General features: G+C 46.0%; 21 protein-coding genes and 1 riboswitch. Of the genes, 11 read left to right on the top strand and 10 right to left on the bottom strand.

Going from position 1 to position 23,612, the window contains the following annotated elements; all coding sequences use genetic code 11:
• Nucleotides 1-50: 50 nt before the first annotated feature.
• Complete coding sequence (recD, locus tag Aso01_RS08435; protein WP_370736354.1) at nucleotides 51-1,802, top strand: exodeoxyribonuclease V subunit alpha; 1,752 nt, start codon at nucleotides 51-53, stop codon at nucleotides 1,800-1,802.
• Nucleotides 1,803-2,355: 553 nt separating this feature from the next.
• Here the strand turns inward: recD and Aso01_RS08430 are convergent.
• Complete coding sequence (locus tag Aso01_RS08430) at nucleotides 2,356-3,654, bottom strand: serine hydrolase domain-containing protein (protein WP_004932552.1); 1,299 nt, start codon at nucleotides 3,652-3,654, stop codon at nucleotides 2,356-2,358.
• Between the two features lie 275 nt (nucleotides 3,655-3,929).
• On the opposite strand from Aso01_RS08430, the gene rpsO reads away from it, so the two are divergent.
• From rpsO to crcB, 4 genes are all read left to right on the top strand, one after another.
• Nucleotides 3,930-4,199: a 30S ribosomal protein S15 gene (gene rpsO / locus Aso01_RS08425; protein ID WP_004920392.1), complete on the top strand. Its 270-nt coding sequence runs from the start codon at nucleotides 3,930-3,932 to the stop codon at nucleotides 4,197-4,199.
• Between the two features lie 256 nt (nucleotides 4,200-4,455).
• Nucleotides 4,456-6,543: a polyribonucleotide nucleotidyltransferase gene (gene pnp, locus Aso01_RS08420; protein WP_171063713.1), complete on the top strand. Its 2,088-nt coding sequence runs from the start codon at nucleotides 4,456-4,458 to the stop codon at nucleotides 6,541-6,543.
• A 171-nt stretch (nucleotides 6,544-6,714) separates the two neighbouring features.
• The gene (locus tag Aso01_RS08415) at nucleotides 6,715-7,938 is read left to right on the top strand and encodes a CorA family divalent cation transporter (protein ID WP_004932559.1); all 1,224 of its coding nucleotides are present in this window, start codon (nucleotides 6,715-6,717) and stop codon (nucleotides 7,936-7,938) included.
• A 58-nt stretch (nucleotides 7,939-7,996) separates the two neighbouring features.
• Nucleotides 7,997-8,063: riboswitch (Fluoride riboswitch) on the top strand.
• Nucleotides 8,064-8,128: 65 nt separating this feature from the next.
• Nucleotides 8,129-8,512 carry a fluoride efflux transporter CrcB gene (crcB, locus tag Aso01_RS08410; RefSeq protein WP_004932562.1) on the top strand — a complete coding sequence of 128 codons (384 nt, stop codon included), beginning with the start codon at nucleotides 8,129-8,131 and terminating at the stop codon, nucleotides 8,510-8,512.
• Here crcB and Aso01_RS08405 read toward each other — a convergent pair.
• The 5 genes from Aso01_RS08405 to Aso01_RS08385 all read right to left on the bottom strand — a co-directional run bounded on the left by Aso01_RS08405 (nucleotide 8,500) and on the right by Aso01_RS08385 (nucleotide 15,084).
• Nucleotides 8,500-8,859 carry a chaperone modulator CbpM gene (locus Aso01_RS08405; protein WP_004932565.1) on the bottom strand — a complete coding sequence of 120 codons (360 nt, stop codon included), beginning with the start codon at nucleotides 8,857-8,859 and terminating at the stop codon, nucleotides 8,500-8,502. The genes crcB and Aso01_RS08405 overlap by 13 nt on opposite strands.
• Before the next feature lie 11 nt (nucleotides 8,860-8,870).
• The gene (locus Aso01_RS08400; RefSeq protein ID WP_004932568.1) at nucleotides 8,871-9,812 is read right to left on the bottom strand and encodes a DnaJ C-terminal domain-containing protein; all 942 of its coding nucleotides are present in this window, start codon (nucleotides 9,810-9,812) and stop codon (nucleotides 8,871-8,873) included.
• Between the two features lie 200 nt (nucleotides 9,813-10,012).
• Complete coding sequence (gene hslO, locus Aso01_RS08395; RefSeq protein WP_004932572.1) at nucleotides 10,013-10,888, bottom strand: Hsp33 family molecular chaperone HslO; 876 nt, start codon at nucleotides 10,886-10,888, stop codon at nucleotides 10,013-10,015.
• A 50-nt stretch (nucleotides 10,889-10,938) separates the two neighbouring features.
• On the bottom strand, nucleotides 10,939-12,780 hold the full coding sequence (locus Aso01_RS08390) for a monovalent cation:proton antiporter-2 (CPA2) family protein (RefSeq protein ID WP_004932575.1): 1,842 nt from the start codon (nucleotides 12,778-12,780) through the stop codon (nucleotides 10,939-10,941).
• Between the two features lie 72 nt (nucleotides 12,781-12,852).
• Nucleotides 12,853-15,084: a primosomal protein N' gene (locus Aso01_RS08385; RefSeq protein ID WP_004932579.1), complete on the bottom strand. Its 2,232-nt coding sequence runs from the start codon at nucleotides 15,082-15,084 to the stop codon at nucleotides 12,853-12,855.
• A gap of 138 nt (nucleotides 15,085-15,222) precedes the next feature.
• Between Aso01_RS08385 and gspF the strand changes: the two genes are divergently transcribed.
• The 3 genes from gspF to Aso01_RS08370 all read left to right on the top strand — a co-directional run bounded on the left by gspF (nucleotide 15,223) and on the right by Aso01_RS08370 (nucleotide 17,580).
• Entirely contained in the window at nucleotides 15,223-16,428 is a 1,206-nt protein-coding gene (gene gspF, locus Aso01_RS08380; protein ID WP_004932582.1) for a type II secretion system inner membrane protein GspF, read from the top strand.
• A gap of 23 nt (nucleotides 16,429-16,451) precedes the next feature.
• The gene (gene gspG, locus Aso01_RS08375; RefSeq protein WP_004932586.1) at nucleotides 16,452-16,973 is read left to right on the top strand and encodes a type II secretion system major pseudopilin GspG; all 522 of its coding nucleotides are present in this window, start codon (nucleotides 16,452-16,454) and stop codon (nucleotides 16,971-16,973) included.
• Between the two features lie 262 nt (nucleotides 16,974-17,235).
• Nucleotides 17,236-17,580: a hypothetical protein gene (locus Aso01_RS08370; RefSeq protein WP_039909751.1), complete on the top strand. Its 345-nt coding sequence runs from the start codon at nucleotides 17,236-17,238 to the stop codon at nucleotides 17,578-17,580.
• A 40-nt stretch (nucleotides 17,581-17,620) separates the two neighbouring features.
• Here Aso01_RS08370 and lnt read toward each other — a convergent pair whose 3' ends face one another.
• Both lnt and Aso01_RS08360 read right to left on the bottom strand, forming a co-directional pair.
• Nucleotides 17,621-19,183, bottom strand: a complete 1,563-nt coding sequence (gene lnt / locus Aso01_RS08365) for an apolipoprotein N-acyltransferase (protein WP_004932591.1) — start codon at nucleotides 19,181-19,183, stop codon at nucleotides 17,621-17,623.
• Nucleotides 19,180-20,019 carry a CorC family transporter gene (locus tag Aso01_RS08360; RefSeq protein ID WP_004932593.1) on the bottom strand — a complete coding sequence of 280 codons (840 nt, stop codon included), beginning with the start codon at nucleotides 20,017-20,019 and terminating at the stop codon, nucleotides 19,180-19,182. The genes lnt and Aso01_RS08360 overlap by 4 nt, the downstream gene beginning before the upstream one ends.
• A gap of 187 nt (nucleotides 20,020-20,206) precedes the next feature.
• Between Aso01_RS08360 and tusA the strand changes: the two genes are divergently transcribed.
• Nucleotides 20,207-20,464, top strand: a complete 258-nt coding sequence (gene tusA / locus Aso01_RS08355) for a sulfurtransferase TusA (RefSeq protein WP_004932596.1) — start codon at nucleotides 20,207-20,209, stop codon at nucleotides 20,462-20,464.
• Between the two features lie 98 nt (nucleotides 20,465-20,562).
• Here tusA and aroE read toward each other — a convergent pair whose 3' ends face one another.
• Both aroE and Aso01_RS08345 read right to left on the bottom strand, forming a co-directional pair.
• A complete protein-coding gene (aroE, locus tag Aso01_RS08350; RefSeq protein ID WP_004932600.1) occupies nucleotides 20,563-21,363 on the bottom strand; it encodes a shikimate dehydrogenase in 801 nt (266 codons plus the stop codon).
• Nucleotides 21,364-21,439: 76 nt separating this feature from the next.
• Complete coding sequence (locus Aso01_RS08345) at nucleotides 21,440-21,628, bottom strand: DNA gyrase inhibitor YacG (RefSeq protein WP_004932603.1); 189 nt, start codon at nucleotides 21,626-21,628, stop codon at nucleotides 21,440-21,442.
• A gap of 98 nt (nucleotides 21,629-21,726) precedes the next feature.
• Between Aso01_RS08345 and Aso01_RS08340 the strand changes: the two genes are divergently transcribed.
• Nucleotides 21,727-22,365: a class I SAM-dependent methyltransferase gene (locus Aso01_RS08340; RefSeq protein WP_162179351.1), complete on the top strand. Its 639-nt coding sequence runs from the start codon at nucleotides 21,727-21,729 to the stop codon at nucleotides 22,363-22,365.
• Nucleotides 22,355-23,560, top strand: coding sequence for a TIGR03862 family flavoprotein (locus tag Aso01_RS08335; protein ID WP_004932609.1), 1,206 nt, complete (start codon nucleotides 22,355-22,357; stop codon nucleotides 23,558-23,560). Before Aso01_RS08340 ends, Aso01_RS08335 begins: the two co-directional genes overlap by 11 nt.
• Nucleotides 23,561-23,612 lie beyond the last annotated feature (52 nt).

The following is a 23,612-nucleotide window of genomic DNA, read 5'->3' as shown; positions in this document are numbered from 1 at the left end:
TTGTGGATAAATGTGTTTATAAGTGTGTGGACAAGCTTGAGGATAACTGTGTGGATAATCAAAACATCAGTCTAGACAAGGATTTGGCGTGGCTGAAAATGTGGAGTGAGTATCTGGTTCAGACACCGTTCAATCTCAGGGAGCGCAATTCTGAACAAATTCGTGACATGTTGCAAGCATTAATTGAAGCAAGTTTGCAAGGAGATAGCGGTTTGGCGATTTCTTCGTCAGATCTGGCGCAGTTGGGTAAGTTTGCGGTGCATGCATCCCAAGCAGCACAGACGGTTGCCCCCATGGTCTATGACGACGAGATGCTGGCGCTGTATCGATATTGGTCGCTCGAACAGCGTTTGGCCACGCAAGTACACCGTTTAACACAGATGCAACTATCAGCGGTTGACGTGACGTCGTACACCAATTTGCTCATTGATCCCCACCAGCAGGCAGCCATGAAAATGGTGGCAAACCATGCGCTCAATATTATTACAGGCGGGCCGGGAACAGGTAAAACCTACACCTTGGCCCGTATTATCGCGGTTTTAAATCAGGCCATTCCCGATATCCGAATTGCGATGGCAGCCCCAACCGGTAAGGCGGCACAGCGCATGCAAGAGGCGCTTCAGGCGTCTTTTCAAGATCCTAAGCTGCTCGAATCCGGTTTGTTGAGCGAAGAGCTGCAACAGCAGTCGACTCAAACCCTGCATCGGCTTTTGGGTTTGGGGCACCAGCAGCGACCCCGTTACCATGCCAAACAACCTCTGCCGTATGATGTGGTGGTGGTCGATGAAGCATCGATGCTTGATTTGCAATTGGCGACGCTGTTGTTCGAAGCGATTCCAGCAAATTGTCGTTTAATTTTACTTGGAGATGCCAAACAGTTGGCTTCGGTGGATGTAGGTGCGGTACTGGCCGACTTGCAGCAAGTGCCCGCGCTTAAACACAATCACGTGCAACTGGTGACCAGTCGACGCTTTAATGCCGAGGCAAAAATTGGTCAGTTTGCTGGATTTATTCAACATCTCTCGGATGCGAAGCCAGCTGAGGATATTTTAGCTGCGTTTGAACAGCAAGTGGCATCACCCCAAACGCTTCAATCCATTCAGCTACACGACAATATGTCGGATCTGGTTCAGCTCGAATATCTGAATGATTCAATGCTTCATGAGCCCACTGCATATTATTTGCAACTGATGCAAGGCTATGTACCTTATGTCAATGCGCTCAAACAGTATCGTGAGCAAGCCGCTTTTATTGATTTAGCAAAAGTGATACAGGCATTTGATGATTATCGGATTTTGGTGGCCATTCGTTTTGGTAAATTTGGGCTTGATCAGATTAACCGCTTTGCAGAAGACTGGCTGACCACGCAATTAATGGTTGTACCTGTGGCAGGGTGGTATTTGGGCCGGCCAGTCATGATGACATACAATGACTATCAGTTAGGGTTGTCGAATGGTGATATCGGTATTTGCTTTCGACACCGCACACAATCCGATCAGTTTGAAGTGTATTTTCCAAGTTTAGACAAATGGGTAGCAGCCAATCGACTGCCCAAAAATATTCAAACGGCCTTTGCATTGACCATTCATAAATCTCAAGGTTCCGAATTTAAACATACTGCAATTGTGTTTGATGCCAGCGCAGAAAAAATTCTGAGTCAGGAGCTGCTTTATACCGCCATTACCCGCGCCAAAAACGTGGTCAGCCTGTTGGTAGATCGTGCGGCCTTTTTACAATCACTTACACAGCGCACCGCTCGAAAAAGTGGCTTAGTGAAAAAATTAATAATGATTTCATTTTAGTAAGTTTACCTAAGGAGTAGACAGCTCTGTACGAAATTGCTTACACGAATTCGAGAAATTAGCTTATAGAGTCCGAAGCAATATTTTGAGATGATGTTCCTGCACAAAAACTTAGCAAGGAATGCTAAGAAAAAACCGCATAAAAATTAGAATAAGTCGAAGACAGCGAACTTACAGTGAAGTAAGGATAAACGAGGAACTTACAGCCGCTAAGCCTTGTAGTTTTGGGAGAGACTACAAGGCTTTTTTATGTCCGGCATTTCAAAAAAAAACAAGTTACATATTTATATTTAGAAAAACTGCTATGTTTTCTGATATATACAGACCTGTACGTTTTTGCTTACATACTGATACGAAAATCACTACTTTTATTCATAATTAAATGTGGCAGAATAGAACTTGTTAGGAAGTTCGTTCATGTCAGGGACAATGACCATAATCAATAAAAGGGTTCTAAGAAAACTCTCCAGATAATAACAAAATACAAGAACAATCGTTCAGAATAAGAAATTACAGCGCATAAAGCCCAAGCACCGCTTGGGCTTTTTATTTTTTACACCATATTGGTTTCGTGGGTATCGCTTCCAAATAATGAGCGACGCTGATCTTTGGCAACTTTAGGACACTGCATCGAGATTTGATACAGCAATTTGCCCAGCGCAGGTAAATGTGTACCAATGACAGATTTCCCTGTAGTCAGCAGCGAGACACTGATATCCCGCTCTGGATCGGCCCAGCATAAAATATTAGAAAATCCCAGATGGCCAAAGGCTTGTCCTGTCATCGGGCCAAACAGCCCCACTGGATTGCTGCCGAGCATAGGGCCTAATGCATAGCGCATCGGTGCCAATAATGTCCGATCTAGACTGGTCACTGAGGTGGGTAAAGTGGCACGAAACACGGTTTGTGGCGTGAGAATCTGCTGATCGTGATATCGTCCACCGCTCAGCAACATTTCAAAAAAACGGCCTGCTTGCTCTGCACTGGTATAAATATTACCCGCAGGGCATACCGTATCCATAAAACGAGTGTCATTGGTCAGGTCCACCGCCAGTTGTAAGCCGCCGCCAAGTACATGCTGTAGGTAGTGATCTGTACCTAGGCGAGGGTGTAAGCCTGTCGGGGCATTGAGTGCAACCCGATCACGCCACTCGGGCGCAAGACCATAATTGAAACAGGCCATTTGCATGGGTTTTTCGATGGTTTCATGTAAAAACTGCCGAAGATCCTGTCCGGTTACACGTTCAATCAGCTCACCCAATATATAGCCGGCAGTGACCGCATGATAAGCCAGATGTGTACCCGCTGCCGATACTGGCTTCGCGCGATATAATCGTGCCAGAATCTCTGATTTATCGAACAGCAATTCTGGTGTCACTTCAGTTTCAAGCCGTGGAATACCACCCCGATGTGCCAGTAAATGAAAAATGGTGGCGCGGCGTTTACCATTTACGCCATATTCAGGGATGTAATAACTCACCGGGTCGAATAGATTAATCAGGCCACGCTCATTGAGCACATGGATCAGCATTGCCGTGACAATTTTTGAGGCAGAAAACAGGCAAATCGGTGTTTCGGGCGTTGCAATCTGTGCATCACTTGCCAAGCCATCAACCGTATTGCCGCGTGCATAGCCCAAACTTCGATTCAGTAAAATATGTCCGTTGCGACGCAGGCAAAAACCAATCAGAGGATAATTACCGCTTTTATACAACTGCTCGACACTGTGCCAAATGCGCTGAACCTGTGCAGCAGTCATTGCGCCAGAGGCGGCATCATTTTCATGCTGGGCACGCATCACGCTGTGAATATCGGGTGGTACGTAGCAGGTATTGGCTGATAATAGTTTCACGTCATTCCCATGATCATTCTTTTTATAGTGGCAGTGTGCAATGAATAACACGGTAAGTCAGTGTCTTTTTTGACCAGCTTGTTCAGACACTAATACCACTGATAAGCACCGCCACACCGTATTGAATTGATTTATGAATTGTCAATTACGGTCTTATCCTTTAAAATGGCAAACTGCTGTAGTGATGCACGGCAGTCAAGAAATGCTATCTTTTTAGATAATATTTTTGATTTTTATCATTTTATTTGTTTTTTTAAGCATCTCGGAGAAATCGAATGGCTTTAACAAACGCAGATCGCGCAGCGATTATCGCTAAATTTGCACGTGCTGAAAACGACACGGGTTCACCAGAAGTTCAAGTTGCACTTTTGACTGCTCAAATCAATGATTTGCAAGGTCACTTCAAAGAGCACAAACACGACCATCATAGCCGTCGCGGTCTCATCCGTATGGTTAACCAACGTCGTAAATTACTTGACTACCTCAATGGTAAAGACCACGGTCGTTATGTAAGCTTGATCGGCGAATTAGGTTTACGTCGTTAATTCGATTTTGGCTTGTTTTTCGGTTGTGCGCGCGATGACGTCTCTCACAACTGAAGACGGGCGAGTGTCTGGTGTTTGCATCAGACTACGCTAGAAGGGGCGAATGTTCGCTCCTTCTTTGTGTCTATTCTCTAGTGAGGTCGGCTTCTAAGCTTTGTCATTTATCATTGCTGTTGGGGTGATATGAATGCCAAACCTTAGGGGTCTCCACTAGAATAACTGTTCAAAAAGAACCAGGAAAAAAGATTACATGTCGATGTTTAATATTATTCGTAAAGAATTCCAGTTTGGTCAGCATCAAGTTGTATTGGAAACAGGTCGTGTTGCGCGTCAAGCAAACACTGTTCTAGTGACGATGGGCGGTGTGACCGTATTGGTTGCAGTTGTTGCACAAGCGAAAGCGAAAGCGGGTCAAGACTTTTTCCCACTGACTGTAAACTACCAAGAAAAGCAATATGCTGCTGGTCGTATTCCAGGTGGTTATGGCAAGCGTGAAGGCCGTGCCTCTGAAGCTGAAACGTTAATTTCACGTTTGATTGACCGTCCAATTCGTCCGTTGTTCCCAGAAGGTTACTTCAACGAAATTCAAATCACCGCGACAGTGGTTTCTTCTGACAAAACCATGGATGCCGATATTGCAGCCATGTTAGGTGCTTCAGCGGCATTGTCGATTGCTGGTACACCTTTCCGTGGCCCAATCGCGGGTGCACGTGTTGGTTTAATCAACGGTGAATATGTTTTAAACCCGAACTTTGAACAATTAAAAGAAAGCGATCTTGACCTTGTGGTTGCAGGTACTGAATCTGCTGTCTTGATGGTTGAATCTGAAGCCAAAGAATTGTCTGAAGATCAAATGCTTGGCGCTGTACTTTTCGGTCATGACGAAATGCAAATTGCAGTTCAGGCGATCAAAGAGTTTGCTGCGGCTGCGGGTGCAGTTGAGTCAACTTGGGTTGCGCCAACCAAAAATGAAGCATTGCTTGAGCAATTGAAAGCAGCGTTTGAAGCGAAAATTTCTGAAGCCTATACCATTGCGGTAAAACAAGATCGCTATGCAGCAATTGATGCGCTTTATGCAGAAGCAGTCGCTCAGTTCGTTCCAGAAAATGACGAAACGGGTATTGCTGATGAAGTGAACGAATTGTTTGAAGACCTTAAATACCGTACCGTACGTGACAATATCTTGTCTGGTAAGCCACGTATTGATGGTCGTGACACCAAGACTGTTCGTGGTATCGATGTACAGGTGGGTGTATTGGATCGTGCGCACGGTTCAGCATTATTTACCCGTGGTGAAACTCAGGCCTTGGTGACGACTACTTTGGGTAACACACGTGATGCCCTTATGGTGGATACGCTTGCGGGCACCAAAACTGACAACTTCATGTTGCACTACAACTTTCCTGCATACTCTGTAGGTGAAACAGGTCGTGAATCTGGTCCAAAGCGCCGTGAAATTGGTCATGGTCGTTTGGCTCGTCGTGGTGTTCAAGCTGTATTGCCTGCGGCTGACCGCTTCCCGTACGTGATTCGTATCGTATCGGACATCACTGAATCAAATGGTTCATCATCAATGGCGTCTGTATGTGGTGCATCACTTTCATTGATGGATGCAGGTGTTCCTCTTAAAGCGCCAGTCGCTGGTATTGCGATGGGTCTTGTGAAAGAAGGCGAGCGTTTTGCTGTACTTTCTGACATCTTGGGTGACGAAGATCATTTAGGTGATATGGACTTTAAAGTTGCTGGTTCTGCCAATGGTATTACTGCACTTCAAATGGACATCAAGATTGAAGGCATCACCGAAGAGATTATGGAAGTTGCATTGAATCAGGCGTATGCAGGTCGTATGCACATCCTGAATGAAATGAACAAAGTAATTTCACGTGCACGTCCTGAAATTTCAGCACATGCACCAACGTTTGAAGTGATTACGATCAATCCAGACAAGATTCGTGACGTAATTGGTAAGGGCGGCGCGACGATTCGTCAAATTACTGAAGAAACCAAAGCTGCAATTGATATTGAAGACAATGGTACAGTGCGTGTATTTGGTGAAACCAAAGCCGCTGCACGTGCTGCGATTGCGAAAATTCAGGCGTTAACTGCTGAAGTTGAGCCTGGCAAAATCTATGACGGTAAAGTCATCCGTATCGTAGAGTTTGGTGCATTCGTAAATATCATGCCAGGTACCGATGGTTTGCTACATATTTCACAAATTTCAAATGAACGTGTTGCGAATGTATCTGATGTTCTTAAAGAAGGTCAGGACGTTAAAGTACAGGTTGCAGATGTCGATAACCGTGGTCGTATCAAATTGACCATGAAAGACATCGAACAGGTTTAAGTTTTAAATCTGTTACATGATTAAAAAAGTCCGCTTCGGCGGACTTTTTTATGGCAAGTCACAACATAAATGAAGCGCTGGCAAATACTCGGGTACATTTTTCATTGAGTATTTTAAGCTAGATTTAGTACCATCAACCTATGCCACACCGCATCGAAAATACGGGTACACATGCAAATTTATTATGTTTATAAGCATGCTGCTGAACAGTATGCCTTTATTAGCCAACAGGTTCAGGACGAGCATCATCTGGCATTTATGTGGATCGATTGCATTCGTGAAGATGTGGTGATGCAAACCGAGGAATGGCAAAAAAATATCAATGGCCTGACTCGTCTCTCTATTAACGAATTTCATATTCGCGATATCTTAAATATCGATCATCCATGTGCATTTGACACGATGGACGATTATGATTTATTGATTTTTCGTAAAATCATTACGCCTGACGATCAGATCAGCAACAGCGAAGTGACCGGAGAAGTACATGAAAGTATATTCGGTCTGGCCACAACCCCGATCAGTTTTATCATCTCGCAAGACGTGCTGATCAGTATCCGTGAGACAGGCAATAAGGCGATGGATGCCTATGTGCAGCGTTATGAACAGATTGTACAGCGCGATATCAGTGATCAAAACAAGCCACGCAAGTTGCCTTCGACACCGATCGATTTAACCCTGCGCATGCTCAATAGCATGATTGATGCCTATCTGGATTTGCGTACACCGCTCACGCGTCGGGTCGAACACTGGCAGCGTGAGCTGTTGCAGGGGCGTAAACGATTTCATCAATGGCCACAGTTGTTTCAAGAAAACATGGCATTTCAGCAAGTCGAAAATTTGTGTGAAGAGCAGATTGAAACTTTACAGGAGCTACGAGACGAACTGGTCGAAAATTATCATCATCTGATGGGTCAACACGCCTCGGAATCGCCAGATTTACTATTGGTTAGGATGAACGATCTGGTGAGTCATATTGAGCGCACGCAAAAACACACCTCCAGATTACGTGCCGCAATTCAGTCGGCCATCGATTTGCATTTTAATGCGATTGCCAATCAAACCAACGAAAATATGCGGATCTTGGCCATTATTACCGCCGTTTTTGCGCCATTGACGCTTCTAACCGGCGTATATGGTATGAATTTTGAGTTTATTCCGGGCTTAAAATCTCCCGAAGGATTCTGGATGATGCTGGCGGCGATGTTGCTCAGCACACTTTTGCTTTTGTATTACTTTTATCGACAGCATTTGGTGGGGCGTGGTGAAAAAAGCGTCATTGAAATGCTGGCACATCAAAAACGGCAGCGTAATATGAATTTGTTCTGGTTTCTAGATTATGAACCCATCAAACAAACCCTGAAAGAAGTTGAAAAAATAACCAAATTGAAATAAAACCGCTTGAAGAGGCTTGGCGCAACTGCTTCACATCAAGCCAAGATTAGACTAAACTGAGCACACAGGAGATGACATTCCTCCTCGCAAAAACCGCCATTCTGGCTAATGATGTCTACGTTACCTCTTTTCAGCAGGGGCGTAGGCATATTGTGCGTGCTCTGCATGAAAAAAATATTGGAGCATGCCGATGTACTCATCTTTACTCTCAATTGCTTGTGGCGCTGTGCTTGGTGCATGGATTCGCTGGTTCGTTGGGCTTAAATTTAATCCGACTTTACAGCATTTCCCTTTAGGCACCATTCTGGTCAATCTGGTTGGCGGCTTTATTATCGGCTATGCCATCGCCTTTTTTGCACATGCGCAGATCAGTGCCAATTATAAGTTATTTATTATTACAGGCTTTTGCGGCGCATTGACCACATTTTCGACCTTTTCTGCCGAAGTAATCGATCTGCTTCAGCAGCAAAAATACAGCTGGGCGATTGGCCTGATCTTGATTCATGTGCTGGGATCACTCCTTTGTACGGTACTTGGTTTACTCAGCTATCAGTGGATCAGTCAGCATTCATGACGGTTTGTTTGCTGGTCTGAAGGAGGCGTCAGATGCCGGACAGCATGGCGCAACTGTTGTACTTCATCAAGTAAGTCCAGCATCAGTGCCACCGCCGATAAACTGGCATCAAAGTCACGTTGCAAACGATAGGCTCTGCGCGCCCGTGCGACATCCTCTCCCAAAAACTGATGTTGATCGGGATGTCCCACCAGCAAAATATCATAGTCAATCAATTGCAGCACCCATTCTGGGCTTTGACCACAGACCTGTGCAAACTGCTGTAAATTGAGTCCGCGTTGCTCATCGATAATCTCGGCGGTGGTCTCATTCTGACAAATCACTTCCACATAATGAATTTTAGACATGAGCTGGCTCCTTATCGACGGGGTTGAAATGAAGAAAATGCCTGAGCAAGTGCTTCATAGGCGCTGTGTTGGGCTTCGGTCTGTGCTTCGGGTAAAACCAGATTGATCAATAAATACAAATGTCCGGGCGTTTTATTGGGAATCCCTTTGTCTTTTAAACGCAACTGCTGACCAGTTTTGGAATTTTTCGGTACATTGACACTAACGCGACCACTTGGAGTTTGAACCTCAATTTTTTGCCCAAGTGCTGCTTCCCACGGTGCCACATCGACTGTGAGATAAACATCAGCACCCTCAACATGCATTTGTGGGGTATTTTTGTAGTGAATTTCGAGGTATAAGTCGCCATTTTCACCACCGTTTATCCCAGCTTGGCCCTGACCATTCAAGCGAATTTGCTGGCCTTCTTTCATGCCTTTGGGGATTTTCACTTGCAAGGTTTTACGCTGTACTTCTGCCTCGCCATAAGCATTTAAAGTTGGAATTTGTAAGGTGAGATTTTGAGTACTGCCATGGTAAGCCACTTCAATATCTACCTCGATTCGTGCATGTTGATCTTCACCACGAAAGCGGTGCGTCTGACGCTGATATTGGTGATTGGCACCACCAAAGCCTGCACCAAAACGACCGAATAAGTCTTCAAAGCCACTAAAGTCAGCGCCCTGACCTTGCTGGTAAAATGGTCCATCATCAAAACCCGCACTGCCTTGAGCACCTTGCCCAAAACCAGAAAAGCCTTGAGGATAATCAAGTTGCTGATCGTACTCTGCTTTTTTTTCAGCATCACTTAGCGTGTCATAGGCAATATTCAGCGCTTGCATTTGCGCCTCGGCATCTGGCTCCTTACTCACATCGGGGTGATACTTGCGTGCCAGCTTTCGATAGCTTTTTTTAATCTCTTCAGGTGTCGCATCTCGCGAAACACCGAGCGTTTCATAATAGTTCTTGGCCATGTACGGTGTCTTAATTATAAGTGACTTATACTGTGTTATACGGCGATTTACTCATTCAATTCAAGTCATCTGTAATATGAAACTGTTGGGTTTTGGCAATAAAAAACCCGAATCATCTTCAAAGACGATTCAGGTTTGTTTAAACCAAGCCATCACAACATCCAGATCGCTAGAAAATGCGTCTGCGTTGATCTGTGTATTTAGCTGAGATGTTCACCAAACAGGCCTAAAGCCTCTTCTGCGGTAAAGGTATAGCGGGCTTGGCAGAATTGACAATCCATCTGTATTGGATTTTGTTCAGCCAATGTTTCACGTACCGCATCTACCCCGATCTGTTGCAGGGCAGCCGCACAGCGTTCTTTTGAACAGGTACAGCCAAACTTCAGCTGCTCTTGCTCAGGCAGGCGTACTTGCTCTTCGTTGTACAAACGGTACAAAATTTCATTGGCTGGCAAATCGGTTAATTCGTCTGCTTTGAGCGTTCCTGTGAGCATGATCAGGCGTGGCCAGATGTCTTCATCAATCAGTTGTTGCTCTTCTTCGTTGTTACGCGGCAACAGCTGAATGAGTAAGCCACCCGAACGCTCGGCGGTCGTGGCCAGCACGATATGTGTTGGAATCTGGGCCGACAAGTCGTAGTACTGCATCAGGCAGCCTGCGAGGGTTGGCTGATCGAGCGGTACGATCCCTTGATAGCGCTCACCAAATTCTGGCTCAATATTAATAAACAGCACTGGATTTTGCAGTGTGCTCAGTACCACGCTACTGTCTTGTGCATGCTCAAAATGTGGATCATTTTCATAGTCTGCCAAAGCACGCACTTCACCCAAATGGTTGCACTCGGCCATTCCCCAGCGAAACGTGCCTGAGGCCTGAATTTGTAAACTGATACGACCTTTGATTTTGAGGGTACTGGCCAAAAGTGCCGTTGCGCTTAACATTTCCCCAAGCAACACCTGCACAGCAGGTTGATAGGGACGTTGAGCCAAAATGGTTTGTAATGCTTCTTCTAAATGTACGACTTCTCCACGAACAGGGCAGTCCTCAATAAAAAAGCGTTGGCGTAAATCAGACATATTTTTCTCCATAACCCTGTCTTAATGGTGTCAATATTGTAAAACACAAGTCAGTGACGATCATCTTGTGTAACATCAATACGATGATTTTCGTGTCTGTTTTCACGATTGTGTTCGGGGTATTCATCTTGATGGCGTTGATCACTGTCGAAGAGGTGTTCAAGTTCAGCCATTGCATTGCGATGTGTTTCAAAAACTTTCTGTTCGTCGTGATAGATGCTTTGCTGCTGCTCCAGCAACTGTTCATCATAATCACGGAACACTTGAATATTTTGACTGGCTTGCTGCTCTGACAGCCCCAATAGATTAAGCGCCCGATGTGCCATGCCCAAAGACGATAAATACGTTTCACGCCAGATGTGCCTTACGCCCAGATCACGCAATAAATGCACATGGTGCCGATCTCGGGCACGAACCAGCAAATGAATATCGGGATAGTTCAAGCGAATATGGCGTGCAGCATTCATGCTGTCTTCAACGTCATCAATTGCCAAAACAAAGACCTGCGCCTTTTCGATACCCGCAGCACGTAAAATTTCTGGTTCGGTGGTATCACCATAGTATAAGGTGCCACCATAACGTCGGACAAAATCAATCTGCTGTAAATTGTTGTCGATGGCAGTAAAGGCAATCTGATTGATACGTGCATTTCGAGCGATAATTTGGCCAAAACGACCAAAGCCCGCAATAATCATAGGGGGTGACTGATCTGGAATTTCGTCAAATTCTGGCGTGGTGTCCTGTTGCAGTCTCGGTATAACAACATGCTGAATCAAGGCGTAAAAGAGTGGCGTAAGCACCATCGACAAGGTGACAATCAGCACCACAGGCTGAACAATGGCCTGAGTCAAAACCTGCTCGCTTTGTGCAACGCTCAGCACCACAAATGCAAACTCACCCCCTTGAGCCAAACAGGCTGCCAGCATCAGGCTGTTGTTCCACTTGTATTTAAAGTAACGAGCGATACCCATCAGTAACACGCCCTTTATCACAATCAGTGCAAGTGCCGAACCAATAATGATTTCTGGCATATGCAGCATGAGCGTCAGTTGTGCGGTCATGCCCACTGTCATGAAGAACAGCCCCAAGAGCAAGTCTTTAAAAGGAGCGATGCTGGCTTCAAGTTCATGACGAAACTCTGAGTCTGCCAGCAGAACACCTGTCAAAAATGCGCCAAGTGTAGTGCTGATACCTAAAATTTCCATCAATTGCACCACGCCCAGCACAATGAACAAGCCCACTGCGGTAATCAGCTCTGTCGCACCACTTTTGGCAACAAAACGAAAAAAGGGCCGCATCACAAAACGGCTAAATAGAAATAAGCCGCTAAAGGTGGCTAAAATCGCAGCGAAGTAGGCAATACCATGGTGCGTAGTCGAACTACCGGTCAAAAGTGGAATAACAGCTAAAAGAGGGATGGCTGCGATATCTTGAAACAGCAAAATAGAAAAGGACTGCTGACCATAAGTGGTGTTGAGTTGCTGCTTTTCTGCCAGCAATTGCAGCACAAACGCGGTCGAAGACAGCGCCAGCGCAAATCCGATGATAAAACTACTGGTCACCGATTGCTTAAAGACCAAAAACACCAGCCCCATTAACACCATGCCAGTCAGAATAACCTGCGTACTGCCCATCACAAAAATCGAGTGACGCATTTGCCACAAGCGCTGCGGGCGTAGCTCAAGCCCAATAATAAACATCAGTAAAATGACGCCAAATTCAGCCATATGCATGATGGCTTTGGCATCGGTTGCAACATTCAGAACATGCGGACCCAGTACAATACCGGTCAACAGATAGCCAATGACGGTTGCAATACCAAAACGTTTACCTAGCGGCACCAGGAGTAATGCGGCACCGAGAAAAATCGTGATTTGTAGCAACAGTGACATAGAAAACTCTGAATGCGTTGGGGGCTAAATGAAGGTTTAACTCTAGCATTTTCAGCCATGAACATTAAGCCATCAGCTAAATTCTTGCGGATCGACATCAATCGAAAGCCGTAATTGATGCTGGCGCGGTTGCTGTACGGTATCGGCCCACCAAGAACGTAAAAAGAAATGTAAGCGCGCCCGATCTTGCGCCAAAATCACCATATGTGCCCGATAACGTCCTGCTTTTCGTTCCATTGGCGCGGGAATAGGCCCCCAGATATCGGCCACACTGCCTGCCTGTTGTAAGAAACGCGCTGCGGCTTGTTGTAAAAACGCCTGACTGTATTCACGATCTTTGGATTCACAGCGGATCAACACGCTATAGCGATAAGGGGGCAACAACGCCACCCGACGTTCATTGAGTATTTCCGCGGCAACGGCACGATAATCTTTTTCAATCAGCGTTGTTAGCATTGGATGATCGGGGCGCAGGGTTTGTAGATACACTTCGCCTTTATGTTCACCGCGACCAGCCCGTCCCGAAACTTGAACAATCAATTGAGCGGTGCGTTCTGGCGCACGGACATCGACACTCAGTAAGCCGGCATCGATATCTAAAATCGCCACCAAGGTCACAAACGGAAAGTGATGACCCTTGGCCAGCATTTGGGTTCCGAGTAAGATCATCGGCTTGTTTTGCTGGATTCGGTCATAAATTTTTTGCCAGCTGCCGACTCGGCTGGTACTGTCACGATCAACCCGAATCACATCATGCTCAGGAAAGAGTTCGGTCAAATGCGCTTCGACTTTGGCAGTGCCCATGCCCAAGGTTTTTAAGGTTGGGTGATTGCAGGCCAAACACGCCTCTGGCATGCGCTGAATAGTGCCACAGTGGTGACAGTGCAGATAGGTATAGGGTTGGGTATGTACGGTAAAATGTGCGTCGCAATGTGGACAATTGGCTTGCCAGCCGCAACTTTCGCAGACCAGTACGGGGGCATAGCCACGTCGGTTTAAAAAAATCAGGACTTGTTCTTGGCGCTTGAGGGTGTGCTGGATTTGCTCGATCAGCTTTTGGCTCAATCCGTGCTGCTTTTTGGCTACTTTTAAGTCGATCAGGTGTACTTTAGGCATTAATGCCAAGCCGGCACGTTGATTTAACTCAAGTAATTCAAGTTTGTTTTGTTCGACCAGATGATAACTGTCGATACTAGGCGTGGCAGAGCCAAGAATAATCGGACAATTTTCCAGATGCGCACGATACAGTGCCACATCGCGTGCATGATAGCGAAAGCCTTCTTGCTGCTTAAAAGAAAGATCATGCTCTTCATCTAAAATGATCAATCCCAAATGCGGTAAAGGAGTAAAAATTGCAGAACGCGTGCCCAAAATAATTGAGGCTTTGCCCATTTTGGCCTGTTGCCAAGCCTGTAAGCGCGTGGAATCGTTTAAACCTGAATGCAGCAACGCGACATCACAGTGAAATCGGGATTTGAATCGGGCAATGGTTTGTGGTGTCAGACCAATTTCAGGCACCAGCACCAGCACCTGTTTACCTTGCTTGAGCACCTCGTGCATGATGTGCAAATACACTTCGGTTTTGCCGCTGCCGGTTAGCCCATCGAGTAAAAAGGCGCGGTAGGCATGCAAATGTGCCATAACGCGTTCAATGGCATGCTGCTGGTCAGGGTTGGCAGTTAATGGCATTTGTGCCAATTGTACCGGCGTGGGACGGAAATCTTGGATTTCCTGTGTGCAAGTCACCAGTTCTTTTTTTTGTAAAGCCCGAAGGGTCGCGGTATCGACGCCGCTTAAATTTAAAATGGTCTCAGTAGTGCCGGCTGGATGCAGCTTGAGAATTTGATAGGCTTCAAACTGTTTGAGCGAGCGCTTGAGTTTTGCGTCTGGGTCGGGATGCGCCGCGATGCGCCAGATGTGCGTCAGGATATCCTCGTCCTTGCCTTGACGTAGCAAACCGGGTAATGCCGTTTGAATCACTTCGCCTAGAGGAAATTGGTAATATTGCGCCGACCATGTCAATAATTTTAAAACTTTCTGGTCTAAGATCGGTGATTGATCCAGTAAAGCCTGAATCGGTTTTAATTGAAATCTTGGATCGAGTGGCAGATCAGGCGCCAGTTTTTCAGTAATCATACCGACCAGTGTCTGACGGCCAAACGAGACTAAAACGCGTGCACCGATCGCTGCCTGTTCATAATCTGCTGCGCTTACGCTATAGTCGAAGGTATCGTATAAATGCACAGGAACGGCCACACGAACACGGAAAATGTCTTGAGGGGGCTGAGGTGGCGTAGTGTGCATCAAGATGGAGTCGCTCTATGGATCATCTTGCGCATTATACTCAAACTGAGCATGTCTGAGGTGCTTAATCAAGCATGCTAGATTTAACACGACGTATTTACATCAACACGATTTTTTGGGAAAAACTAAAATACCACCATGCCTGCATATCAATTTACGGCGCTTGATGCCGCTGGAAAACAACACAAAGGTGTTTTGGAGGGCGATTCTGCGCGCCAAATTCGCCAGCAGCTCCGTGACCGTGAATGGACACCCATTCTGGTCGATCCCGTAGAAAAAAAAGACAAGCAACAGGGGCGTGCATGGTTTCAAAAGAAATTTACTGCCTATGATCTGGCCTTAATGACCCGTCAGCTTTCCGTGTTGGTGGCGGCTGCGATTCCGCTTGAAGAAGCCTTAAGAGCCGTGGCCAAACAAAGTGAAAAAATCCACGTACAAAATTTATTGTTGTCGGTGCGCTCTAAAGTACTAGAAGGGCATTCTCTAGCACAAGGTATGCAGCAGTCGGGGCGTTTTCCAGATTTATATATTGCGACCATTGCGGCCGGAGAACGATCTGGACATTTGGATCTGATTTTAGACCAGCTCTCGGACTACACCGAAAACCGTTTTGCCATGCAAAAGAAAGTACAAGGGGCCATGATTTATCCGATCATTTTAATGCTGATGTCATTTGCGATTGTGATGGGACTCATGACCTATGTGGTGCCAGATATTGTGAAAACCTTCGATCAGAGCAAACAGGCACTTCCGTGGATTACTGTGGCGCTGATGAATGCCAGTGATTTTATTCGTCAGGCATGGCCGTTTATGCTGGTGATTGGCTTTTTGAGTATTGTGATGTTTGTACGTTTTCTTAAAACCAGTGCAGGACATTATGCGTTTGATCGCTTAACGCTCAGATTGCCATTATTTGGTAAATTATCACGTGGTATAAACGCAGCACGTTTTGCAAGTACGCTGTCGATTTTGACTCGATCCGGCGTACCTTTGGTAGATGCGCTACGTATCGGTGCGGCTGTCAGCAGTAACTGGGTCATTCGAGATGCGATTAATTTGGCAGCAGAAAAAGTGACCGAGGGTGGCAGCCTTGCTACCCAGCTTGAGCGCTGTGGTTATTTCCCGCCAATGATGGTACAAATGATTCGAAGTGGTGAAGCATCTGGCGAGCTGGATCGCATGCTGGAGCGCGCATCGAGTATGCAAGACCGTGAAGTGTCTACATTTATTTCGACAATGCTGGCCTTGCTTGAGCCATTAATGCTCGTTCTCATGGCTGCGATTGTCTTGGTGATTGTGATTGCGGTGATGCTACCGATTGTCAATATGAATAATATGATTTAAAACGATTGAAACTAGAGATGAATATGGAATTAAAACAGACACGATTAAACGATTCAAAGCAGGACAACACCTCTGCGGTTCTTTCTCAAGGCCTGTCGGCGTCTGCATTGCGTGCACCACGCCTGAAGCGTGCCTCTGGTTTTACCTTAATCGAAGTCATGGTGGTGATTGTGATTTTGGGTGTGCTGGCGGCACTGATTGTACCTAACGTCATGGGCCGTGGAGAAAAAGCCAAAGTCGATACCACGCAAATTACGTTAAAAGGGGTGGCAGGTGCGCTCGATCAGTTCAAGCTCGACAATGGCCATTTTCCAACCATGCAAGAAGGTGGCTTAGATGCCTTGTTGAATCAGCCTGCAACTGCGAAAAACTGGTTGCCGGGTGGTTATGTAAAAGGCGGCTATCCGAAGGACAGTTGGGACAATGATTTGCAATACGTGATTCCGGGTACTGAAGGACGTGCCTACGATTTATATTCTTTTGGTGCCGATGGTAAAGCCGGTGGCGAAGGAAATGATGCTGATATTTATTATGCTGAAAAATAATTAAGATAATGATGTTCTTCACTTATGGCTTAAAATAAGTCATAGGTGAAGTGATAATCGCTCTTAGTTATTGTTAAATAATTAAGTTGCTGTTATTTAATTAAAAATATAATAACTAAGATATGAGAGTTATAATAAGAATTATTATTAAACTGGATAGTTACAAGAAAAACAAGCGGTTAGAAAGATTCAGCTTTTTATTTGATAAAAACTACGCATAATGACAAAAGAAAATAAATTAAACGCAATGGGGGCGATCAGTATGAAAGCATTGTTCTTATCCGATGAAGTGAACCAATTGCATTGGTCTGTGCTTAAGGCGCTATGTTTTGTGCTGAGTCTTCTGCCGCTTAGTCAAAGTGCAATCACGCTTTGGTCGCTTAGCGATGCCAGTAGCCAGATCATGGTGGCTTTTTTAAGTATTAGTGTTTTGAGTTCAGTATGGCTGGTGACCTTTTTCAATGCATTGCAACTGACTGTGGTTTCCTTGGCGCATTTAAATCTCTCACCTTTAGAAACTCAACTCATCCGAATTTACCGTCAGGTACCGATGATGACGCTCGCAGGCATGATGGCGTATATGAGCTTCATCCGTTTGTCACTTTAGAGAATATAAAAAAAGCCGAGAATGTCTTCTCGGCTGGTGTTTAGCGTCTGGATTTGTAAGAAACATCTTGAGGCTTACGCGGTCGGTAGACCCAGCCCAAAAGTAATAATAATCCAGAAAAGATTAAAATTGGCCAGTCACTTAAACGCGTATACAGCGTTTCACCTTGCATTGCAGGCAATTCACCACGCAATACGGCTGCTTGATCCATAGGTGCTTGTTCAACAATATGACCGTTACTATCGATAAACGCGGTTACACCGGTGTTGGTTGCGCGGATAAACCAGCGACCATTTTCTTTGGCGCGCATTTGTACCATTTGCAAATGTTGTAACGGGCCAGCCGTACCAGTAAACCATGCATCGTTCGATACCGTGATCAAAAAGTCACTATTTTCAGCATTGCGACGGGTCAAGTTTGGATAGGCCACTTCATAACAAATGGCAGCAGCCAGTGCATGACCTTTAATCATTAACGGTTTTTGATTGTCTGGTCCGCGGCTAAATCCACTCATCGAGGGATCATTTTGTAGTGCCGGTAGCACCCAGCTTAATAATCCAGAAAGCGGAATATATTCACCAAAGGGCACCAAACGCTGCTTTTTATACAATCCGTGTGCATCGGAACCTGAGGCCATAATACTGTTGTAATACAGCGGTGTTTGGGCCTGACGCGATGCAGGAAGATCCCAGTACGGTATGCCGGTCACCCATGCAGAACCACTGGCCTTGGCTTGCTGGTCCATGGCATCTAAAAACGGTTGAATGTCGGTCTGAAACATCGGGATAGATGATTCTGGCCAAACAATCAGATCTCGGCCCCATTCGCTTCGGGTCAGATTGGCGTAAATCATCAGTGTTTTAAGCTGATATTCGGTAAGCCATTTTAAATCTTGCGGAATATTGCCCTGAATCAGGGAAACCGACAAGGGTGCTGTTTTCTTTGGCTCGACAAATTGCAGCTTAGAGGCACCCCATGCGCCCACCAGCAAAATGGCAGCCGGAATCAGCCAGAAAATACGGCGTTTGAGTAACTCGACCAAGGCACAGGCCAGTATAATCACCACAAACGACACCCCAAATACACCAAAGAGGGGTGCATAGTGATCGAGATAACGCTCGGTAAAGGCGTAGCCTGCAAATAGCCATGGAAAACCGGTAAATACCCAAGTCTTTGCCCATTCAAATACAATCCAGAGCGGAGCGAAGGTGAGGGGAGTTTCCGGGAAAAAACGACGATAAAGCCAAGTTTGAACCGCTGTGAACAGGCCCATCACCAAGGCCATCACGGCAATCATCAGCACACTCAGGGCTGCATTGGTATCTCCATAGACATGAATGGATGTGTACAGCCAAAATGCCCCAACAAACCAAAGCCCGAATCCATAAGCCCAACCCAAGGCAAAGCCTTGTTTCGCTGAGCGCCCATGCAATACCGCATACAAAAGGGCTGGCGATAAAATCGCAATCCACCAATAGTAATAAGGTGCAAGGGCAAGGCTAAAAATTGCGCCAGAACAAAGAGAAATCAGTAAGGGAAAAATAAAGGGAAGCTGTTTTTGCTGCCGGGATGTTCCCAGCAGCTGACTAAAGTATGCTCTCATTTACGTACAGCTCGAATCAGATGAATTATGCGTGCATCTGCTTCAATAATTGTAAACTGCCAGTTATCAAGCTCAATCACCTGACCTTGTAAATCACTGACCAGTCCAATTTCCTGAAGCAATAAACCGCCCACAGTTTCTACTTCATCGTCAGAAAAATCAGCATCTAAAACTGTATTAAAATGTTCAATTGGTGTAAGTGCTTGCACCATCCACGAGTTGGCTGTGGTGTGATTGCTGTCAGGCACAATGTACTGGGCTTCTTCATCGACATTGTCATGCTCGTCTTCGATTTCACCCACAATTTCTTCTAAAATATCTTCAAGCGTGACCAAACCTGCCGTCGTGCCGTATTCGTCGATCACAATGGCAATATGGGTCTGGGTGTGTTTGAGCATGCGTAGCACTTGGTCCGAGCGGGCACTTTCCGGCACAAAAAGTGGCTGACGCATCAGAGCGCGGATATCGACAATGGCAGTTGGTTCGGTCAAGAACGGCAGTAGGTCTTTGGCCAGTAAAATCCCGACCACATTGTCGGGCTGATCCGATGAAAAAACCGGAAAACGGGAGTGAGCCGACTCAATCAAAACATGCAAGATGTCGAGTAATTGGTCATCTTCTTGTAAGCTGATCATGGACGTACGAGGGGTCATGACTTCGCGAATTTTTGTGGCGGGAAGATCAAGAACACCTTCTAGCATCGCCACCGTATCAGGTTCTAAAAAACGACGTGAATCTTGAACTAATTTGAGCAGTTCATCGCGTGTTTCTGGCGCAGTTCCTAGCCATTTTCGTAAACCGCGCATTCCCCACGATGGGCCTGATTCCTCGTGCATAATCTTTCCTAAAGACTCTTTATGCTAGTAAATGAATTTTTATCATACCGAAGAAAATATGCTTATGCATCATCCAATCGGCGGGAAAAAGTAAATGATTCAGCTTGATGGATCAAATTTGCCGAATTTCGGGTTCCATGTCGGTTTATGTTAAACTATGGTCTGTTTTTTGAAGTGAAGTGTACGCATGTCAGCACGCGATTTTACCCCGGCCATTCAGTTGAATACGCGTGGTTTACGATGCCCTGAACCGGTCATGATGTTGCATCAGGCAATTCGTAAATCTAAATCTGGTGATATTGTTGAAGTTTTGGCAACCGATCCTTCAACGTCGTGGGATATTCCAAAATTTTGTATGCACTTGGGTCACGAGCTGTTACTGCAAGAAGAAACACAAGATGATCAAGCACTCAAAGCATATCGTTATCTGATTCAAAAAGGCTAATTCAGCGTTCCAATGACCATTTACACGATTTGGGATGTGGGTTATTGAAGGGATGGCATGCGCCGAGTCAAGCGGCGCATGACCACAACATACTTTTATTAATGCGACTTAGATAAAAAATCTTTAAGCTGAGGTTTTACGCCGTGCCAAATCGAAAACGCTTCAATGGCCTGACCCACCAGCATACCAAAGCCATCTGTGCTCGGCACGCCACGCTGCTCGGCTTGTTCTAAAAAGCTTGATGCTTTGCCGTAGGCCATTTCATAAGCATAATCAAAACGAAGGGCAGCGGGCAATTTTAGAGCATCGCCACTTAAACTGGCCGATGTCGCATTGATGACCAGATCAAAATCGCCAGCAAGTTGATCCAGCGCCATGACGTTAAGTTGTGCCGGCGCGACTGCATCATGTAAATCTTCGACCAGTTGAACAGCCCGTTCAAGTGTGCGGTTGGCAATAATTATTTCCTTCACACCTGCTTGTACCAGCGGATAAATCACACCACGTGTTGCGCCGCCTGCGCCCAGAATTAATACACGCGTTTTTTCTAATGGCCAATCTAGCGCACGAATGGCATCGACTAAACCCTGACCATCAGTATTGTCACCATGCAATGCTCCGTTTTGCATCCAGAGTGTATTCACGGCTTTTGCGGTTTTGGCGCGTTCAGTCAAGACATCACAAAGTGCAAAGGCTTGTTCCTTAAAGGGTACGGTGATGTTCATTCCTACACCGCCGTCTTCAAAAAAATTACGCACCGAGGCCTCAAAGCCATCCAGCGCGGCCAGCCGTTTGCTGTAGTGCAGCGTGATGCCGAGCTTTTCTGCAAAGGCATGATGCAACTCGGGCGAGCGAGATTGTTCAATCGGATTACCAATTACAGCAAACTGCTTGGTCATGCAAGACATCCATGAAAGTCAAAATGGCTTCACTATACGTGAAAAATTCCCAAACTTTAAGACGATCTAAAGCAGATCAATCGTCATAATCGTCTGGATGTTTTTGCTCGGAGCTGGGTGAATCTTGCGTTGGAATTTTATAATCTTCACTGGCCCATGCACCCAAATCAATCAGCTTGCAGCGCTCTGAACAAAAGGGACGAAACGGGTTGTTCTCCCAGTGCGAGGGTTGTCCACAACGCGGGCAGGGAAATGTACGTGGCATACCGGAATTCCTTAAATTCATCATCAAGATGTTAGGCAAAGTCATGATGAGTTGTTAGACTTATGCCTGATTTCACGATTAAGTTTAAATAGTTTGCTGTGATTATGTCGATACGTCAATTTCAGGCTCAGCGTATGCAAGCCCCTCGTGCTTTTACTCCTGTGGCCAACACGCCACTGTGTCTCGAAATCGGGGCGGGTAAGGGCAAGCATGCCATGTTGTTTACCGAGCAACATCCAGAGCGGCATTTGGTGGCCATTGAACGAACCAAAGAGAAATTTTTGGCGATGCAAAAGCAGCAAGAACTACATGCGCGTGCGCATTTAACGCCTGTACATGCCGATGCATTGCCTTGGATTGTGCATGCACTGTATCCGGCGCAAGTTGAACAGGCCTTTATTTTATATCCGAACCCAGAGCCGCATAATCCAGCACAGCGCTGGCTAAATATGCCGTTCTTCGAGTTTTTACTGTCACGCATACAGCCAGAAGGCACACTTACACTGGCCAGTAATATTCCAGAGTATATCGACGAAGCCGCTCAGCAACTTGAACAGCTGTGGCAGTTACCTTTTGAAAAACAAATCATTGCGCCTGACTCTGCACGCACGCATTTTGAGATTAAATATTTACAACGCGGCGAGCTGTGCCAGCAACTGGTGATTACCAAGCCCGCGACGTATCAAACTCGCTTTGACCAGTTTATGCCGTTATTGGGTCAAAATCATGCCGAATAAGCAGATTGCGATTATTGGTGCCGGGCCTGCCGGATTGGCCTGTGCCGAGGTTCTGTCGGCACTTGGAACATACGACATCACAGTGTATGAGCAAAAACCGTCTGCAGCGCGCAAGTTTTTGATGGCAGGGAAAACCGGACTCAATATCAGTCATGCTGAAGCACTCGATACCTTTCTGACACGCTATGATCATACCGACTGGCTTGAGCCAATGATCCGGCCGTTTCATGCACAGCAGATTCAGACTTGGATGCAGGAGCTGGGGATTGCATCATATGTCGGCAGTTCCGGGCGGATTTTTCCCAATGAAATGAAAGCCGCACCCTTACTGCGGGCATGGCTGAAGCGTTTACAAGATCGTGGCGTGACATTTCGTTATCGCCATGAAGTCATCAATGTGTCTGATCTTGAGCTTTCAGTGGTTGATATCCAGCGGCAACAGCATCGTACTGTTCTGGTCGATGCGGTGGTTCTGGCCTGCGGCGCCGTTTCATGGCCGCAATTGGGCAGCGATGGAAAATGGCAAGCGTGGTTGCAACCAGAGCAGATTCAGACTTTCCAGGCCAGTAATGTGGGTGTACTGATAAACTGGTCGGCCTATCTTGCTCCTCTTTTTGGACAACCGTTAAAGCGTATTCAGGCGTGGGTTGATGGTCGAGCGCCACAGTTTGGTGAAATGGTCATCAGCCATTATGGCTTGGAAGGCGGTTTGGTCTATCGTTGTAATCGTGATTTGCGTGAAGCAATGCAATCTCAAAACTCCAGCGTTTTATATCTAGATTTGCTGCCAGACCAGCGTGTGGAACAAATTTTACAAAAACTCCAGCAAGGCAATAAGCAATCCCTCAATACCGTGTGGCAAAAAGCAGGACTCGATAAAACCAAGATTGCCTTAATCCGCGATGTGGTACCCAAAACCGACTGGAATGACGCACAGAAAATGGCGCAGCACATTAAGCAGCTGGCAATTTGTGTACAAGGTTTTCGTCCGATTGAAGAAGCCATCAGCTGTGCTGGCGGGATTGCACGAGATGCGCTGGATTCAACGCTCCGTCTAAAAGACACAACGGCCACCTTTGCCTGTGGCGAAATGTTGGATTGGGATGCACCTACTGGTGGCTATCTACTGACCGCTTGTTTGGCCACAGGACGGGCGGCTGCTCAGGGTGTACATGCGTATTTGGGGGCTCAATAAGCAGAAAGTCGTGATGTTACTCAGCTGAAAAATCTGTTAGTTTGGTTGAAAA

This window comes from Acinetobacter soli, from assembly GCF_000760595.1.
In the GTDB taxonomy this organism is placed as follows: domain Bacteria; phylum Pseudomonadota; class Gammaproteobacteria; order Pseudomonadales; family Moraxellaceae; genus Acinetobacter; species Acinetobacter soli.
The sequence above is the reverse complement of the archived record's forward strand: the minus strand, read 5'-3'. Positions and strand labels throughout refer to the sequence as shown.